The sequence below is a fragment of the Chelatococcus sp. YT9 genome (assembly GCF_018398315.1).
Taxonomy (GTDB): domain Bacteria; phylum Pseudomonadota; class Alphaproteobacteria; order Rhizobiales; family Beijerinckiaceae; genus Chelatococcus.
This window is the reverse complement of the sequence record NZ_JAHBRW010000001.1, coordinates 1,895,183-1,912,003: the sequence shown is the minus strand read 5'-3', so window position 1 is coordinate 1,912,003 and position 16,821 is coordinate 1,895,183. Positions and strand designations below refer to the sequence as shown.

Here is a 16,821-nt window from a genome sequence, read left to right as displayed (position 1 = left end):
GCAACGGCGGGGCCACGGGCGCTGACGCCCGCCGTCCACGGTTGCCTCGGCTCAACCGCGAACAGCAATCAGTGACTTGGTGAAGCCGTAGAACTTTTCCCGCTCGATCGTCGAGGCTGGGAACAGCGACTGCATGTCGCGAACATCCAGCAGGCTCGCGTCACTCAGAATTTCGTAGGCCTGGTCACGGGTCTCGGCCTTGGGGTAGAAGCCGAGCTTCCGGCGCATCACGGCAGCTACGCGGAGCGGCTCAGGCAGCCAATGAATGGCTGGCGTGCGGAAATGCGGCTCGATCGGGAACCAGAAATTCGGCGTCTGCACGAAATGGCGCGGCGCCAAGCGCTGGATCTCATCTGCCATGCGGCGCTTGTTGGCAAAGCTGCCGACATGTTCCAGCACCGAATTGGAATGGACGATGTCGAAGGCATTGTTGTCGAAGCCGGGCATGCTGCAGGCATCGCCAGCAAGGCTCAGGAACCGGCTGTCAGGCACCTGCTCTGCGGTCAGATTGACCAGCGTGATATGGAGAGGCCGGTCGCTCCACAGATCCTCAAGCCCTTTCCAATAGGCGACTCCACCGCCGACATCCAGCACGCGGCAGCTGCGCTTCGTCTTGAGCACCTCATCGACCAGGCCGAGAAAGCGCTCGAGGCGACGGCGGCGGAACTTGTTCTGGTAAACGGCGGTTTCGGTGGTGGCGAGCGACATAACCAATCCCCTTCAGGGAAAATGAGAGGGCGGACAGTGTGTTTGCTTGGGACCAACCGCCGCTTCGCTGATCCCAAATGCAAAGGCCGCGCCAGTTCACGCACACCCGCTGGGAGATCGTCGCGACTGCCTGAAAACCTGAATCCTGCTTGGCTCGAAGTCGTCGCACACTGAAGCCGGCTTTTGGTTCAGCTTTTGCAATCTGAACAGCGAGGCCCGCGAGAAGTGTGTGGAGTGTATTAAAATGGCACAGGCGCATTGCACAATTCCCGGACAGCGCGCGTTAACCGGCGCCGACCGTGCCAATGCCATCAGGCCGATCTTCGGGATCCCCGTGTATGCCGCCACCAGCGACGCCATGATCGCCGAGATCGATGGCCTCTGCGAGGCTGCGCAGGCAGGCGCGCCACTGCAAGTCGCATTTCTCAATGCGCATAACGCGAATCTGTGCTGGGAAAACGCCGATGTGGCCGCCGCCTTCCGGCGCGGGCTCGTCTTGAACGACGGCATCGGACTCGATATTGCCACCCGCGTCCTGCACGGGCAGGCCTTTCCGGACAACTTGAACGGCACCGATTTCGTGCCGCTCTATCTGGAGAAGACGAACCGGGTCTTCCGCATTTTCCTCCTGGGTGGGGCGGAGGGCGTTGCCGAGAAGGTTCTCTCAGCCTTCCAGGCACGCGCGCCGCAGCATGACTATGTGGGGACACGGCACGGCTATTTCACCGATGCGGAGGCCGCCGATGTGGCAGGCGAGATCGCGGCATCAGGCGCCGATCTCGTGCTGGTGGCGCTCGGGAGCCCACGCCAGGAGCTCTGGATGAGCCGTCACCTCATCGCCACCGGATGCCGCGCCGGCCTGTCGGTCGGCGGCTTGTTCGATTTCGCCTCGGGCACGAAGCCACGAGCGCCGGCGCTCGTGCGACGCCTGCAATGCGAGTGGATTTTTCGCCTTCTGCTGGAACCTCGCCGCATGGCCCGCCGCTATCTCAGGGGCAATTTCGCTTTCCTGGCGCGGGTCGCTCGGGAGCGGCTTGCGCCGCAAAGCATGCCAGTCTGGACACAGGGATGACCCTGCTATGCCTCCCCTTTCCCGCGAGGGCGAGAGAGGTGCAGCAGGTTGAAACGCAGGATGACCGCGCCGCCAGCAGCGGCAAAAACCAGAGCCTTGGCCGCTATGGCCAGCGTCGGCGCGGCAATGAAGTGCTGGATGGCGACATCCGCCAGCAAGGTCGCCAACGCCATCAGGCTGATGATGACAAAGCCTTTGTTATCCACCGGCATGCGATAATGCCGCCGACCGACGACCACGAAGAGGACACAGGCAACGATATGCGCCGACATCAATGCGATCGCCGCACCCATGGCGCCCTGCCAAGGCACCAAGAGAGTGGCAAGCAGGGCGGACGTTGCCACGAAGACAAGCGACCCGATGAGTTCGAGATGGCTGGCGTTCGAGAAATAGATGACTTGCGCGAAATAGAAGTTGCGCATCGTCATGAAGCCAAAGGCGATGGCAAACAGGGGAATCTGTGTGCGCGTCGGCTCATAGAACGCTTCGCCGACGAGAAGCCGCACCACCACATCTCCGAAAACGAGGAAGAACACCGCGCCAAAAGTGGCGGTTGCCATGCAGGCATTGAAGGCATGCCGCAAGACCTGGTCCGCGTCTTCCCGCTCGCCCGAATTGGCATGCTGCTTGGCAACGGTCACAAGCGCCATGGCAATCGATTCGCCAACCACCATGAAGGCTTGGCGCAGAAAGTCAGCCACGACGCCATAGGGACCAAGCGCCCCCGCGCCATCGAAATGCGCGAGCAAAAGACGGTCGACGCTTTGGCCGACTGCCATCACCCCAAAGGATATGAGGAGCGGCCAACCGTAGACGACCAGCGCGCGCATGGCGTGCCTGCTCGGCGCGAGCCTGACGTCACGGATGGCCATGATGCCCGGAATGGCGGCACCCGCATGGGCCAGGGCGACAGCCAAGGCGAGCGAGACGGCGCTCCCGGTCATCGTCAGCGCGGCCGCGCCGAAGACGATGACCAAACCCGCGCGCAGCAGCATGAGCACCGCGACCGTGCCTGCTTTCAGGCGCGTACGGCTGATCTCCAGAAGAGCCTCATACCCCGCCATGCTGACCAGCAGGATGAACACGGCCGTGAGGAATCCCGGCGTGGCGATCCCCGCAACCCACAGCCCGGAGAGCACGATGGCCACGCCGATGAGCGCCGCGCTCAACAAGACGCTGAAGGAGGCGATATAATCGCCAGCGGCTTCGCGGCGATATACGCCGAAGAACGCGAATCGCATCCATTGTGTGGAGAAGCCGTAGACAATACTCGTCCAGGCGAAGATCAGGAGATACTCACCATAGGTCACAGGGCCTGCCATCCGCGAGAAGATGGCGAGGGCGACCAGATTGCCGACCGCCGACAGAACGCGCGCGGCAAGGAAAAGCAGCATGTGACCTTGCTTCGTTGGGTGACACGACCGGACCGGGCAGCCCGCCCCGCATCCTATCCAATGTCTCGCGCGCCCTTACAAGCCACCGACTGTCAGGGAATGTGATGAAAGTCCTGCAAATCCTCCATACCGACGAGATTGGCGGCATTCAGACCCTGGCTCACATGATCGAGCAGGGGCTGGTCCAGCACGGCGTTGAGGTTGAAACCGCGATCATGTTCCCGCGCCCGTTCATGCCTGCAAAGGATAAGCTCGTGGCGGCGATCGCCATGGCACGCCGCATCATGGCGGGCGGCTGCGACGCGCTCATCGCCTATCAGGCTACGGCGTCTATCCTCGTGGGCACGGCGGGGCGGCTTGGTGGCTTTAAAAACAGGATTGTCCATCAGACGGCCATCCCCGGGGAAACCGCACCCTTCGTGCGGTGGCTGGACCGTTTCGTCGGCACCACCGGCGGGTATACCGCCAACATTGCCAATTCCGTTTTCACACAGAACGAATTCTCCCATTACCCCGTCACCTATCGTCGCGATCTCCGATTGATCGAACACGGTCTCGATGCGCCGCAGTCTCACTTGACCATGGCGGAGGCGCGCCAACGGTTCAATCTGCCGGCGACCGGCAAGCTCATTCTCAATGTCGGACGCCTCGTCGACCAGAAGAATCAGGACGTCCTCGTTAAGGCCCTGCCCGCCTTGCCGGCGGCATCGCTGGTGATCGCGGGAGATGGTCCGAAGCGCACTCACATCGAGGCGTTGGCCCGCGAATTCGGCGTTCACGAGCGATTGATCCTGCTCGGCAATGTCTCCCCGAGCGATGTGCCGGACCTGTTCGCGGCAGCGGACGTCTTCGCCTTTCCGTCCGTCTGGGAAACCTTCGGGCTTGCCGCCGTGGAGGCCGCGATGGTTGGGTTGCCCTCGGTGGTTGCGGATCTCGATGTGCTGCGCGAGGTGCTCGCGACCGGCGAAATAGCCCCCATTCGCTTTGCCAATCCTCATGATGTCAAGCGCTGGAAGGATGCGCTCGCGCAGATGCTGCGCAATCCTCCCCCGCCTGCGGTGCGGCGCGAAGCTGCGCGCGCCGTAACCGCGAAATACGCGCGCGAGCGCATGGTCGATTCCTATCTTGACCTCCTGCAGGTCGCGCACTGACCATGTCCTTGCTCGCCGCTTGGGCGGCATGGCTTCGCCGCATCGCCTGCATGAGCAGCCTGATGCTGGTTCTGTCGCCGGCATCGGCCAGCACGCCCGCGCCGCCGGACCAGACAACGCCGGCCTTCCGGCGCGGTACCAATGTCACCTGGTTCGCCTTCCCCGCCACGATCGCGCGCGCCGGGCACTTGGCCTATACAGCCTCGCCCTACGCCACGCCCGATAGGGCCGAGCCCCCCCGCCTCCGCGCGCTGGGCTTTGACCACGTGCGGATGCCGATCGATTTCGGCCCGCTGCTCGAAGCCGACCAGCCCGGGCGCGAGGGACTGCTTAGTGACATTATTGGGACCGTGCGTAGCCATCAGGCGGCAGGCCTCGGTGTCATCGCAACCCTGATGGCCCCCGGCCTGAACGGGGCGTTGCCCGAAGCCTTTCTCGATGGAGTCAACGGCCGGCAGTTCCGGCGCTATCAGGCGCTAGCCGGCCAAGTTGCGAGCCGGCTCGACAAGCTTCCTCCGCATCCGCCCGTGGCTCTTGAGTTGCTGAACGAGCCGCAACAGGCATGCCGTGCCGAAAGCGGAACCGACTGGACCGCGCACCAGCAAGTCCTTGTCCACGGCCTGCGCAAAGGCAACATCAGGCTGCCCCTCCTGCTGACGGGGGGTTGCTGGTCGACGATCAAAGGCCTTGTCATGCTCGACGGCAGCCTTTTCAAGGACAGGCGAAATCTCGTCAGCGCGCACTTCTATGACCCGTTCGTCTTCACCCATCAGGGCTCGACCTGGACATTGCCCTTCCTCGCTGAGATACGCGGCGTCCCCTATCCAGCCGCAAACGGGCGTCTTGATGAAACCCTCGCCCGAACGAATGCCGCCTTCGCCGTGTCATCCCGTTGGCCATCCGCGGAGCGCGACAAAGAGCGCCAGGCAGCCGAGGAGGCGATCCGCTGGTATTTCACCTCTGCGCCCGGCCGGGCCGCGATCGACGAGGCCTTCACGCCCCTGAAGGAATGGCAGCAGCGCAACGACATCGATCCGGCGCAGATCGTCGTCACGGAATTCGGCGCGATGCGGCCGGCCGGAGCATTGGTCAGCGATGATGCATCACGGGCGCGCTGGCTCAGCGACGTTTCGGCAGCTATTGCGCGCAACGGCTGGGGTTGGACGCTCTGGCTTCTGAGCAGCCCGCCGTTTGGGCTGGAGGGGCCACAGGGCACCCTATGCCCGGCGGCCGAACTGGCACAAGCGATCGGCCTCACCATTCCTGCATCCTGCCGGCCTGTGCCAAAGCGATGAGAATTTCCAGGGAATCCAGCACCGGGACAGACGAGCCGCCCAACGGAAGGAGAAACGCCGAACGGGGCAGATCCCGTTAATATTTTGTTATATCAGTGATTTTTTACAGCCAATTACCTCATGTCGCTGATTGCTCAGCCGTGGCCTGCCGCTTGCGGAATAGAAGCTGTCGGTGCTCCTGATACCGCGTGAACGTCTCAAAATGAGACAAACTCTAGCCTCGGATCAGGAGAGACCAGACGAAAAGCTCCTTGCGGAGCCTGTGAGGCAACCATGGCTGTTATGAGTTCACGCTTCGAACCCTTGGGCAATCTGCGCGCCATGAACGCGGTCAGTGAACCTTTCATCGGCGAAGCCACGACCCGTTTCGATCCGTGGGCCACCCTCCAAGGCCTGCGCCGCAGGTTGCCGCTCATCGGCGCCATCGCGGTCACGACCACGGCCCTCGCTATTGGCTATGTTGCCGTAACGCCGGCGAAGTACACCGCGACCACGCAGGTGCTCATCGACACGCGCGGCTTGCGCATCCTGGACAATGACATCGCGAATCGAGCGACGACTGGCGACAACGACCTGATCGCCATGGAAAGCCAGCGGCAGGTCATCGAATCCCGCAGTGTGCTGGAAAAGGTGATCGATCGGGCAGGCCTCGAGAACGACCCGCTGTTCGGCGCGCGTCCCGCTGGCCTGCGCAGCCAGGTCATGTCGATCTTTGGCTCGGGCGAGCGCGAGGATCGCTTTTCCAAGGCGCTCAAGGCGCTGCAGAAGAGCCTGACCGTGCGCCGCGGTGATCGTTCCTTCGTTATCGACATCGGCGTCGTGACGGAAGATCCCCAGACATCCCAGCACGTCGCCAACACCGTCGCCGAGGTCTATATCGGTGAGGAACAGCGCGCCCGGGCGGAGGCCGTTGGCCGCGCCAACGCGGCCCTGGCTGCACGCCTCTCGGAACTCCGCGAGCGCGTGACTGTCGCCGAGGGTAAGGTCGAGGCCTATAAGAAGGACCACCGCATCATCGGCATCGATGGCGGCCGGGCCGATGAGCAGGACCTGCGCGGCCTCAACACGCAGTTGCTGGCGGCCCAGGCGCAGGTGGCTGAACTGCAGTCGCGCGTTGATCAGATCAAGTCCATCCAGAACAATCGCGCCATCGACGCGCTCGTCCTGCCCGAGACGCTGCAGGCCAGCAGCATCACCGCCCTCAAGGAGCAGTATGCGGCCCTCATGCGCCAGCAGGCCGAGCTCGGCCAGTCGCTGCTGCCGCAGCACCCCCAGATGAAGGCGATCGCCGCCCAGGCCGAGCAGATTCGCCAGCTCATGCGCGCCGAAATTGGCCGGGTGGCGACAGCCACCTCCGCCAACCTCGAGCGCGCCAAGGCGACAGTTGCCGACCTCGAAAAGCGAGCCGCCGCGCTCAAGAACAATGTGCTCTCCACCAACGAGACGAGCGTGCAGCTTCGGGAGCTGGAGCGTGAGGCGGATTCGTCCCGCACCGTGTATGCCTCTTACCTGCAGCGCAGCAAGGAGCTGAGCGAGCAGCAGGGCGTGGACACCAGCAACACGCGTGTCATCAGTGATGCCGTGCTGCCCCGCGACCGTAGCGGCGCTTCGCCTATCCTGATCATAGCCGCCGGCCTGCTGCTCGGCGCAGGGCTCGGCACTACGCTGGCCTGGGGCCTCGACCAGATCGACGACCGTCTACGTGAGGCCAACCAGGCGGCCGCCGCCAGTGGTCTGCCCGTCCTCGCCAGTGTTCCCGGCGCATGGCGCCACGCGCCCGCTAGCCAGTTCAACTTTCCGGCTGCGATCCGCAGTGGGCGCAGCAACCTGAAGACGATCGATCGGCTCACCGTCACGAAACCCTTTCTGCTCGGCCAGCTTGCCTTCTCGCTGGAAAGCATGCTGCCGCCCTCCGAGGCGCGCACCGTCGTGATCGTTTCTCCTGATGCCAGTGGCCTGGCCGGTGATATGCGGTCAAAGATCGTGGTCGACCTCGCCGTTACGTTCACCCAGGATGGTGAGCGCACCCTGCTCGTGGACGGTGACTCCCGTGGCCGACAGCTCTCCCAGCGCGTTCTAGCAACCGAGGCGGCGAGCGGCGAGAACGTCATCACCCCGCTGCCGGCTGGCGCCAGCCTTCGTATCCTGCCCATGGGCGCGACCGCCACCGGCCAAATGGCTCGCTCGCAGCGCGCGCTGCTCGACGATATCAGCGCCGCGGGCACTGACGCCCCGAGCCTCACCCTCATCGATGCCGCCCGACCGCAGGACGACCTCACCGTGCAGCGCTTCATCGCCTCGGCGGACATGGTCCTGGTGCTGGTTGACCAGGGTGCCACCCGCCAGCGCGCCCTGAACGAGACGCTGGCTTCGATCCGCGCCCTGCGCCCACGTTCGGTCGGCATGGTATTTGTCGAGGCTTAGACACGGCACCAATAGCGTCCCCTCCGAACGATGGACGCGCGAACCGGCGCTGGATATCGATTGGCCTCTAGCTCTCATCCAGGCTTCGCGTTATGAGCGTTGCATACGCAGCAAACAGTTTTCAGACCGTGACCATGGCTCCAGCGCAGAGCGACTTTCGCCAGTCCCTGGTGCTTCCCATCCTGCTCGCAGCGCTCTCGTTCAATTTCGCTCTGTGCTTCGTGAACACGAATGTCATGGGCGCTGGCGCCGGCATGGTCATGCTGGTCGAGGTCATGCTGGTCGGCTGCACCTTTCTCCTGGTCGCCGACCGGTCCGCCGCGCTCTATTTCGTGCTTCTCGCCATCTTCTCCTATGTCGGCGCGCTGATGCTGTTCCGCGGCGTCATCGATCCAAAGATCCTGCGCGACCTGATGATACCGGTCGTCTTCTACATCCTCGGCTTGACGCGGGGCAATCTCGCCCTTGGTGATCGGGCGGTGACATGGTCGATCCTGGTCGTACTCGGCGCGGCCTTGTTCGAATGGATGTTCCTCGACACCTTCCTCAAGTATTTCGACGTCATCGGCTATTACGTTTCGCGTGGCTCGGTCGACGCTGCAGCGACCACAGGCGAATCCGGCCTGTTCATCTCCGGCACGCGCTTCGAGGGGCGGACGCTTCTGCCATTTCTCGGCGAGCATCGGGTCTCCTCGGTCTTCCTCGAGCCGGTCTCTGTCGGCAATTTCGGAGCGGTCGCCTTCGCCTGGGTGCTGAGCCGCGACTTCCACAGGCCCCGGGCCCTTATTCCCAAGACGCTCGCCATCATGACGATCCTCGTGCTCGGTGATGCACGGTTCGGGATGTACCTGTGCGGGATTACACTGGGGCTTTATCTGGTCGCGCCCTTGGTTCGCCCTGGCATGGTGTTTGTCGCACCCTTCCTTGCCATCATCGCCCTCATCACCTACGCCGCGGTGAAGGGCAATATCGCTTGGGACAACACGATTTTCGGCCGTTTTCTGCTCGCCGGGCAGCTCATCAACACGCTCGGCCTCGGCGAAGCCATGGGCCTTGTTTACACAAGCACTGATTTCAACGACTCGGGCTATGCGTACGCCCTCTCGCAGCTCGGCGTTCTTGGCTTTGCGGGGGTCTGGGCACTTTTCGTGTTCATCCGCGTGCCGGAAGGCCAACCGCGGCGCTTCACGCTATTTGTCGCCTTCTACATCATTCTGCTTTTGTGCATCAGCGTATCCTTCGCCACCATCAAGACCGCCGCTCTCTTGTGGTTTCTCGCCGGCATCTGCGCGCGCAGCCCCGCGGCGTTGGCATGGGACATTCAAGCCGGGCGCTTCACCGACAACCTCAAAAGGAAGGCAGGGCTTCGCCCCGCGCCGGCGACCTGACGCCTAGTATATCAGGGAACTGTGACGACGAGCCGATGGAACAAGCCCATGCGGCAGGCTTCCCCTGCAATCAGCCGCGGTTGCCCGACTTGAGCAACTTTTCAGCGATGCCGTAGAGCTTCTCGCGACGTTCCATCTCTTCCCAGACATCGTCCGGAACGATGCCGGCTTCCGCCCAGAGAACGGTGAGATGGTAGAGGAGGTCGGCGCTTTCTCGAATGACTTGCGTGCGGTTGCCCTGGACGGCGTCTAGCCCCACTTCCGCCGCTTCCTCAACCAGCTTCTTCGCCATCTTGGCGACGCCCTCCTGGGCGAGCTTGACCGTGCGCGGCGCGCCCTGTCCATGACGCTTGATCGCCAGAACCGCTTCATAGAGGCGTTCGATGCAATCGTTCCCGGCCGCCAGCTGCACTTCGTTCCTATGCTTCATCGTATTTTTGCCCGCGACCTCGCTATCGCGTTCCCCCTCGCAACACCAGCCATATCACCTTCGATAGTACCTCACCGCTTTGAATCAATGTCGAATCAAAAGACACGCTTTCTAGTTGATATTCCCGACAAAAATACAACCATAGCGCATCGCTATTGACGGTTTGATGACTGTGGAATGGTCAACCCCGGGGATGGATGGAGCGGACGCCAGCTACCCCACCAGATGCCGGAAGGTCGCGACGACCTGCTCGTAAACCGGCCGTTTAAACGGCACCACGAGTTCCGGCAAGCGCGCCATCGGTTCCCAGCGCCAATCCTCGAATTCCGCTTTGTGGGCGCCACCCGCGGGCGTGCGAATGTCGATCTCACGCTCATCGCCCGTAAAGCCGAGCGCGAACCACTTCTGGGTCTGGCCGCGATAACGGCCCTTCCATGCCTTGCCGATCAGTTCGGATGGCAGGTCGTATTCGAACCATTCGGGTGCTTCAGCCAGGAGGCGCGACGAGCGAACATTCGTTTCCTCGTAAAGCTCACGGTGGGCCGCGGTCAACGGGTCCTCGCCGTCATCGATCCCGCCCTGCGGCATCTGCCAGGCGAATGACTCAGTTACCCGTTCAGGATCGTTGCTCGCCGCGCGCCGTCCGACGAAGACTTCGCCACGCGCGTTCAGCAGCATCACCCCCACACAGGGGCGGTAGGGCAAAGCGGCCTTTTCGGCGGGGCTCAGATCGGCGCCGGTTTTTGCATTCTTATCCGCCACAACGCTCTCCCTCAGGCTGATCGCCGGCAGAAACAGATCGTACCGGCCGGTGCGGAAACGCGCACGGCCCCTGCGCGGTTGCACAGGGGCCGTTCTAGAAAATCACCGGCGTACTCTTGCCGGTTGGCGGACGGGGGATCAAATTCCGGACGCTTCGGCTGCTCCAGGCGCAGCGCCATTCGCAGCATGGTATCGCGCGCCCTCGCCCGTCGAGCCGTCGCCCATCACGCTCCCGCCATTAGTTCTTGGCAGGAGCAGCACCGTCCTTCTGAGCCCCGGATGCATCCGCCTTCTTGGACTGCAGAGCCGGATTAGCCTTGCCCCGCAGAAGGTCAAAGGCAGCGATCAGCTGGTTGTCCTTCGTTGCATCCGTCGGGACATAGCTCGACGAAGCGCCGCGCTCGTCGTCGGTGTTCTTCAAGTGACCACGCAGACCCGCCTCACCCTTGCTCTCGTCCTTGCCCTTCAACTCATCCGGCACATTCGGGATGATCTCGATGTCAGGATCGATACCGCGGGCTTGAATGGAGCGGCCGGACGGCGTGTAGTAGCGGGCTGTCGTCAGGCGCAGCGCACCATTCGAGCCGAGCGGAATGATCGTCTGCACGGAGCCCTTGCCGAAGGAGCGGGTGCCGAGCACCGTGGCGCGCTTGTGGTCCTGGAGGGCGCCGGCGACGATCTCCGAGGCAGACGCCGACCCGCCATTGATGAGCACCACGACGGGCTTGCCCTTCGCCAAGTCGCCGAGCTTGGCATTGAAGCGCTGCGTCTCATCCGCATTGCGCCCACGCGTCGAGACGATCTCGCCGCGATCGAGGAAGGCGTCGGAGACGAGGATGGCCTGATCCAGCAGCCCACCCGGATTATTGCGCAGATCGATCACGTATCCCTTCAGCTTGTCCTGCGGGATATCTGCCGCGATCTTCTCGATACCATCCTTCAGGTTCTCGAACGTCTGCTCGTTGAACTGCGAGACGCGGAGATAGCCGATATCGTCCTCCTCGCGGGAACGCACCGCCTTGATGCGGATCACGTCGCGCGTCAAGGTCACGTCGAGCGGATCCTTCTGGCCGGACCGGATGACCTTCAGCTTCACGTCCGTCTTGACCGGGCCGCGCATTTTGTCCACGGCCTGGTTCAGGGTTAGGCCCTGGACCTGCTCGCCATCGATCGTCGTGATGACGTCGTTCGCCAGGATGCCGGCACGTGCGGCAGGCGTATCGTCGATCGGGCTCACCACCTTGATGAGACCGTCTTCCATCGTCACCTCGATGCCGAGGCCGCCGAACTCGCCGCGGGTCTGCACCTGCATGTCCCGATAGCTCTTGGCGTCCATATAGCTCGAATGCGGATCAAGCGAGGACAGCATGCCGCTGATGGCGGCTTCGACGACCTTGCTTTCATCCGGCTTTTCCACATAGTCCGACCGGATCTTCTCGAACACGTCGCCGAACAACGTCAACTGACGATAGGTCTCAGCGGACGCGGCAATCGCACTCGTGCTCGTCAGGAGAGGCGACTGCGTGGCGACAACGGCGGCACTCGCGCCGATCAGTGCGCCAACCATCACGAGAGTAACTTTACGCATCATCCGCGTACCTTTTCGCCTTGCGATTTCGCCCACCACGGGCTCGGATCGATCGATCCACCGTCCTTGCGGAATTCCACATAGAGGACGGGACCGTTCGATCCGCCTATAAACGCCGTTGAAAGCGGCGATGCCGTTTCACCCATGACAGCCACCGGCTCTCCCGCCAGCACGAACTGCCCGAGTGCCACGTTGATCCGTTCCATTCCGGCTAGCAATATATAGTACCCGCCACCGGCATTGATGATCAAGAGTTGTCCGAAGGAACGGAAAGGCCCGGCGAAAGCTACCCATCCATCCGCGGGCGAGGCAACCGTGGCCGCCGGACGCGTCGCGAGGGAGATACCCTTCGTCGTCCCACCAAAGCCATCTGACGCGCCAAAATCACGCAATCTTGAGCCGCTGACCGGCAGCGGCAGAAGGCCGCGCGCCTCCGCGAAGGCGATCTTGGGCGAGAGCCGCGCAGGATCCCGAAACGCTGTGCCAGCAGGGGTTTCCTGCCCGGCCTGAGCTGCCGCCGCGCGCCGCGCTGCTTCCGCCGCGCGCTGAGCGGATGCGATTTCGCTCTCCATGCGATCGATCAAATCTTTGAGGCTTTTGGCTTGAGACGACAGCGCGGCCACCCGCGAGGCCTCGCTATCCGCCGTTTTTTCGACATCCCCAAGCTGCTGCTGACGTGCCGTTACGAGCCCAGAAAGCCGCGCCCGCTCCCCCGCCAGGGTTGCAAGATCGGTCTTCAAAGCTTCGCGATCATGGGCGATGGTCTCTCGCAAACGTACGAGTTCCGAGAGATCGGACGCGAGCGCCTCCGTTTCGGCTTTCAACTCAGGCACGACCGCGCCGAGCAGGATGGAACTGCGCACAGCCTCCAGCATGTCATCGGGATGTACGAGCACGGCTGGCGGAGGCCGCCGACCCATGCGCTGCAGGGCAGCCAGCACCTCGACGATCACATCGCGGCGCCCCGCCAGGGACCGACGAATCGCCTGCTCGCTCGAATTGAGCACGGAAAGGCGCTGCTCGATCTGGCTGACGCGGGTCTCCGCCGCGGTAGCCCTCTGATTCGTCTCGATCAGCGCCGCGTTGAGCCGCGCACGATCCGCCTGCAGCGACGCAATCTCCGCGTCGAGCTTGGCCCTGGCCTCGGCACGGGCGCGCATCTCGTTCTCGATAGCCTTGAGTTCTTCCTCGCGCTGGAGCTTGTCCTCCTGTGCGCGCTGGGCCTGTTCGAGCGGGGCGTAAGGCTGAGCCGGCGCTGACGTGCCCGGCTGAGGCGCGGCGGTCTGAGCCGAAGCCTCGGCGGCGACCATCAACGCTCCCGCGGCGACCGAGGCGATTGCCAGCCGGGCTCCGAGGAATTTGCCCGTCGAGAGGCAGGACATCAAAGGCAAAGGCGAACTCTTGAAAGCGTTATAATTTCGGCAAATCTGCTGATCCGAAGGCGATCGCTCGCTTTCGCGAATCGATCATACCCGATGATACGGATGACCCGTTAGGATTGTCATAGCGCGATAAATTTGTTCGGCGACGAGGATACGCACGAGTTGGTGAGGAAGCGTGGCGGCGCCGAAGGCCATGATGGCAGCCGCCTGCTCGCGCACCCGTGTATCGAGCCCGTCAGGCCCGCCGATCACGAAATTTATGCCGTCCACGCCTTGATCACGCCAGTCTGCGCAGCGCTGTGCGAAGGCAGGGCTCGGCATGGATGCACCCGTCTCGTCGAAGGCCAGAACGACGCCATTGCCGCAGCGCGCGACAATGGCGGCCGCCTCCTCCGCCTTGCGCTCGACAGCGCGTTTTGCGCGGCTTTCAGGCAGCTCGACCATGTCGATCGCGCCGAAGCCGAGCGTCCGCGCCAGCGGCGTGGACCGTTCCAGGTAGCGCTCGACGAGGATGCGCTCCGGGCCCGCCTTGAGGCGGCCGACCGCCACCACCGTCAAGCGCATGGTTTCAGCCGTGCGCCCGCTTATTGACGGAAGCGTCCTCGCGTTCACCGGACTGGGCGCCCGGGGCCGCACGCTCACTCGGCCTATCGGCGCCCCACATCTTTTCCAGATTGTAGAAGCCCCGGACTTCCGGTCGGAAGACGTGGACGATGATATCGCCGGCGTCGATCAGGACCCAATCGCAGGTCGTCGTCCCCTCGACACGCATCGGGCCGTAGCCTGCGGTCTTGAGGGCTTCGACAACCTTCTCCGCGATCGCCCCGACATGGCGGTGCGAACGTCCGGATGTCACGATCATGGTATCAGCGATCGAGGTCTTGCCGACAAGATCGATAACGACCGTTTCCTCGGCTTTCATATCCTCGAGACAATGAACAGCGATCGCAGTTGCGTCGCCGCCATAACCACTCCCGGGAGCCTCGGCTGTAACTCCGGCTGCCGGATGGAGCGATCCATTGTTCGCTCCAAGCATGGGCAAAGGATTCAGTGCCAGTTCCTCGCTTCACATGGCGCAATTGCCACATCCCCAAAGATAGCGGCGGTTGGTCTTATCTTCAATGACAATGGGCCAGAAACCTTTCAATCCATAGCCGGCGCGGGCAAATTCGCCTGCGCGCGGAGCGCTGTGGAGGATTGCGCTGACCGCGGTCCATGCAGGAAAACCCACGCGGGAGGCGCCGCGCCCGGAAGGGCGCCCGCGGATCGCTCGGACATCCGCATGGAATGCAGAGCAACGGCCGCCGGCGCTCGGGCCGCCTTGATCGTTGCTCCCGGCCGATCAACGATGACTATCGGCATCAGGGCTGCAATGGCCCGCCAGTTCTGCCAGCGGTGAAAGGTGCCGAGGTTGTCCGCACCCATGATCCAGACGAAGCGCGTGCGCGGGCAGCGCCGCCTGAGATAGGCCAGGGTATCATAGGTGAAGCGCGTGCCGATGGCGCTTTCAAACCCGGTGATATCTATTCGCGGGTGCTCGGCGACGGCCTTCGCCGCCGCCATCCGCTCCGCCAGCGGCGGCAGCCGCGCGTTGTCCTTCAAAGGGTTGCCGGGTGTCACGATCCACCACACCCGGTCGAGGCCCAGGCGCTTCATCGCGACGAGGCTCGCCAGCCGGTGTCCCTCATGCGGCGGATTGAAGGTGCCGCCGAACAACCCAATGGCAAGGCCAGGGCCGTGCGGCGGCAGGACGGGAAAAAGCGCCTCTCGGCGCGGCTGTCCCTCGCTCAAGGCCGTGTCTGACCGCTGCCATGCACGCGATAGTTGAAGGACGTCAGTTGCTCGACTCCGACCGGTCCGCGCGCGTGCATCCGACCGGTCGCGATCCCGATCTCCGCGCCGAACCCGAACTCGCCGCCGTCGGCAAACTGTGTGGAGGCATTGTGCAGCACGATGGCCGAATCCACCTCGCGCAGGAACCGTGCCGCGGCCTCCTCGTCCGCCGTGACGATCGCGTCGGTGTGGTGAGAGCTGAACGTTTCGATATGCGCAAGGGCGCCATCAAGCCCGTCGACCACGCGTACCGCGATGATGGCGTCCAGATACTCGGTCCGCCAGTCCTCCTCATCGGCCGGCTTAACGCGGGGGTCAGTCGCCTGGGCGATCATATCGCCGCGGATCTCGCAGCCCGCATCCGCAAGTGCCGCGATAAGCGGAGCGAGATGAGTCGTCGCGCACGCCTTGTCGACGAGCAACGTCTCGGCGGACCCGCAGACGCTGGTCCGGCGCATCTTGGCGTTGAGAACGATGTCACGCGCCATGCCGAGGTCGGCTGCGGCATGCACAAAGACATGACACAGGCCTTCGAGATGGGCGAACACCGGCACCCGAGCTTCTTCCTGCACGCGCGCAACGAGGCTCTTGCCGCCGCGCGGCACGATGACATCGATAGCGCCTTCGAGCCCCGTCAGCATCAAGCCGACGGCCGCGCGATCGCGCACGGGTACGAGTTGCGCGCTATCTGACGGCAGACCAGCTTCACTCAGGCCTTTGGCGAAAGCCGCCGCTATCGCCGTAGCTGACCGCAGTCCGTCCGAGCCGGAGCGCAGGATCACGGCGTTGCCGGCCATCACGCAAAGCGCGGCCGCGTCGGCGGTAACATTAGGGCGGCTCTCGAAGATCACGCCGACTACACCGAGCGGCGTCGCAACGCGCTCGATCCTAAGGCCGTTGGGCCGCTCAAAGCTGGCCAGCACGCGGCCCACCGGGTCCGGCAGGCCGGCCACGAGACGTACGGCCTCAGCCATAGCGGCGACACGCGCCTCGTTCAGCTCCAGACGTTCGACGAAGGAAGCCGCCTGCCCGTTGGCACGCGCCTCGGCGACATCCTCGGCATTGGCGGTCAGGATCGCCGGGGTCGCCGCGAGGATGGCATCGGCCGCCCTTTCCAGCGCTGCCGCCTTGGTTGCGGCAGGCGCGAGCGCGAGCACGCGCGCAGCCGCCCTGGCCCGCCGGCCCATTTCGGCCATGAGCTGCGGTACGTCGGCAGCGCTGTCAGCCGGTGGCAATCCGGCATGCCGCGCCGCATTGCCCGCCTCGCCGAAGCTCACCACCTTGCCCATCACCGTGCCTCCGCTCAAGCCCAAGCCCGACCATCCGGACTCGCCCCGTCCAAATAACAGGAGCAAATGTCCCGGATTGGCTGGCATTCGCCCAAGCCGGACTTG

14 protein-coding genes and 1 pseudogene are annotated in these 16,821 nt (G+C 63.7%); 5 read left to right on the top strand and 10 right to left on the bottom strand.

Features of this window, described 5'->3' with window-relative positions; translation table 11 throughout:
• Positions 1–51: 51 nt before the first annotated feature.
• On the bottom strand, positions 52–708 hold the full coding sequence (locus KIO76_RS08590) for a class I SAM-dependent methyltransferase (RefSeq protein ID WP_249729540.1): 657 nt from the start codon (positions 706–708) through the stop codon (positions 52–54).
• A gap of 244 nt (positions 709–952) precedes the next feature.
• On the opposite strand from KIO76_RS08590, the gene KIO76_RS08585 reads away from it, so the two are divergent.
• The gene (locus tag KIO76_RS08585) at positions 953–1,780 is read left to right on the top strand and encodes a WecB/TagA/CpsF family glycosyltransferase (protein WP_213322639.1); all 828 of its coding nucleotides are present in this window, start codon (positions 953–955) and stop codon (positions 1,778–1,780) included.
• Positions 1,781–1,785: 5 nt separating this feature from the next.
• On the opposite strand, the gene KIO76_RS08580 is transcribed toward KIO76_RS08585, so the two are convergent.
• Positions 1,786–3,174 carry a lipopolysaccharide biosynthesis protein gene (locus KIO76_RS08580; RefSeq protein ID WP_213322638.1) on the bottom strand — a complete coding sequence of 463 codons (1,389 nt, stop codon included), beginning with the start codon at positions 3,172–3,174 and terminating at the stop codon, positions 1,786–1,788.
• 104 nt (positions 3,175–3,278) lie between these two features.
• Between KIO76_RS08580 and KIO76_RS08575 the strand changes: the two genes are divergently transcribed.
• From KIO76_RS08575 to KIO76_RS08560, 4 genes are all read left to right on the top strand, one after another.
• Positions 3,279–4,325 (top strand): glycosyltransferase family 4 protein, encoded by a 1,047-nt coding sequence (locus tag KIO76_RS08575; protein WP_213322637.1) that lies wholly within the window; start codon positions 3,279–3,281, stop codon positions 4,323–4,325.
• 2 nt (positions 4,326–4,327) lie between these two features.
• Positions 4,328–5,620, top strand: a complete 1,293-nt coding sequence (locus KIO76_RS08570) for a glycoside hydrolase family 5 protein (protein ID WP_213322636.1) — start codon at positions 4,328–4,330, stop codon at positions 5,618–5,620.
• A gap of 273 nt (positions 5,621–5,893) precedes the next feature.
• On the top strand, positions 5,894–8,044 hold the full coding sequence (locus KIO76_RS08565) for a GumC family protein (protein WP_213322635.1): 2,151 nt from the start codon (positions 5,894–5,896) through the stop codon (positions 8,042–8,044).
• 92 nt (positions 8,045–8,136) lie between these two features.
• Complete coding sequence (locus KIO76_RS08560) at positions 8,137–9,432, top strand: surface polysaccharide polymerase (protein WP_213322633.1); 1,296 nt, start codon at positions 8,137–8,139, stop codon at positions 9,430–9,432.
• A gap of 85 nt (positions 9,433–9,517) precedes the next feature.
• Here KIO76_RS08560 and hisE read toward each other — a convergent pair.
• The 8 genes and pseudogenes from hisE to KIO76_RS08520 form a co-directional block, all read right to left on the bottom strand.
• Positions 9,518–9,862 (bottom strand): annotated as a pseudogene (gene hisE, locus KIO76_RS08555) (phosphoribosyl-ATP diphosphatase); the annotation flags it as partial.
• Between the two features lie 213 nt (positions 9,863–10,075).
• Positions 10,076–10,624, bottom strand: coding sequence for an RNA pyrophosphohydrolase (locus tag KIO76_RS08550; protein WP_291976121.1), 549 nt, complete (start codon positions 10,622–10,624; stop codon positions 10,076–10,078).
• A gap of 238 nt (positions 10,625–10,862) precedes the next feature.
• Positions 10,863–12,212 (bottom strand): S41 family peptidase, encoded by a 1,350-nt coding sequence (locus KIO76_RS08545; protein ID WP_213325154.1) that lies wholly within the window; start codon positions 12,210–12,212, stop codon positions 10,863–10,865.
• On the bottom strand, positions 12,212–13,594 hold the full coding sequence (locus KIO76_RS08540; RefSeq protein WP_249729807.1) for a murein hydrolase activator EnvC family protein: 1,383 nt from the start codon (positions 13,592–13,594) through the stop codon (positions 12,212–12,214). The genes KIO76_RS08545 and KIO76_RS08540 overlap by 1 nt, the downstream gene beginning before the upstream one ends.
• An 84-nt stretch (positions 13,595–13,678) precedes the next feature.
• Positions 13,679–14,158, bottom strand: a complete 480-nt coding sequence (rlmH, locus tag KIO76_RS08535; protein ID WP_213322629.1) for a 23S rRNA (pseudouridine(1915)-N(3))-methyltransferase RlmH — start codon at positions 14,156–14,158, stop codon at positions 13,679–13,681.
• 4 nt (positions 14,159–14,162) lie between these two features.
• Entirely contained in the window at positions 14,163–14,630 is a 468-nt protein-coding gene (gene rsfS, locus KIO76_RS08530; protein WP_213322627.1) for a ribosome silencing factor, read from the bottom strand.
• A gap of 107 nt (positions 14,631–14,737) precedes the next feature.
• Positions 14,738–15,385 carry a nicotinate-nucleotide adenylyltransferase gene (locus tag KIO76_RS08525; protein ID WP_213322625.1) on the bottom strand — a complete coding sequence of 216 codons (648 nt, stop codon included), beginning with the start codon at positions 15,383–15,385 and terminating at the stop codon, positions 14,738–14,740.
• Entirely contained in the window at positions 15,382–16,623 is a 1,242-nt protein-coding gene (locus KIO76_RS08520) for a glutamate-5-semialdehyde dehydrogenase (protein WP_213325153.1), read from the bottom strand. The genes KIO76_RS08525 and KIO76_RS08520 overlap by 4 nt, the downstream gene beginning before the upstream one ends.
• Between the last annotated feature and the right edge of the window lie 198 nt (positions 16,624–16,821).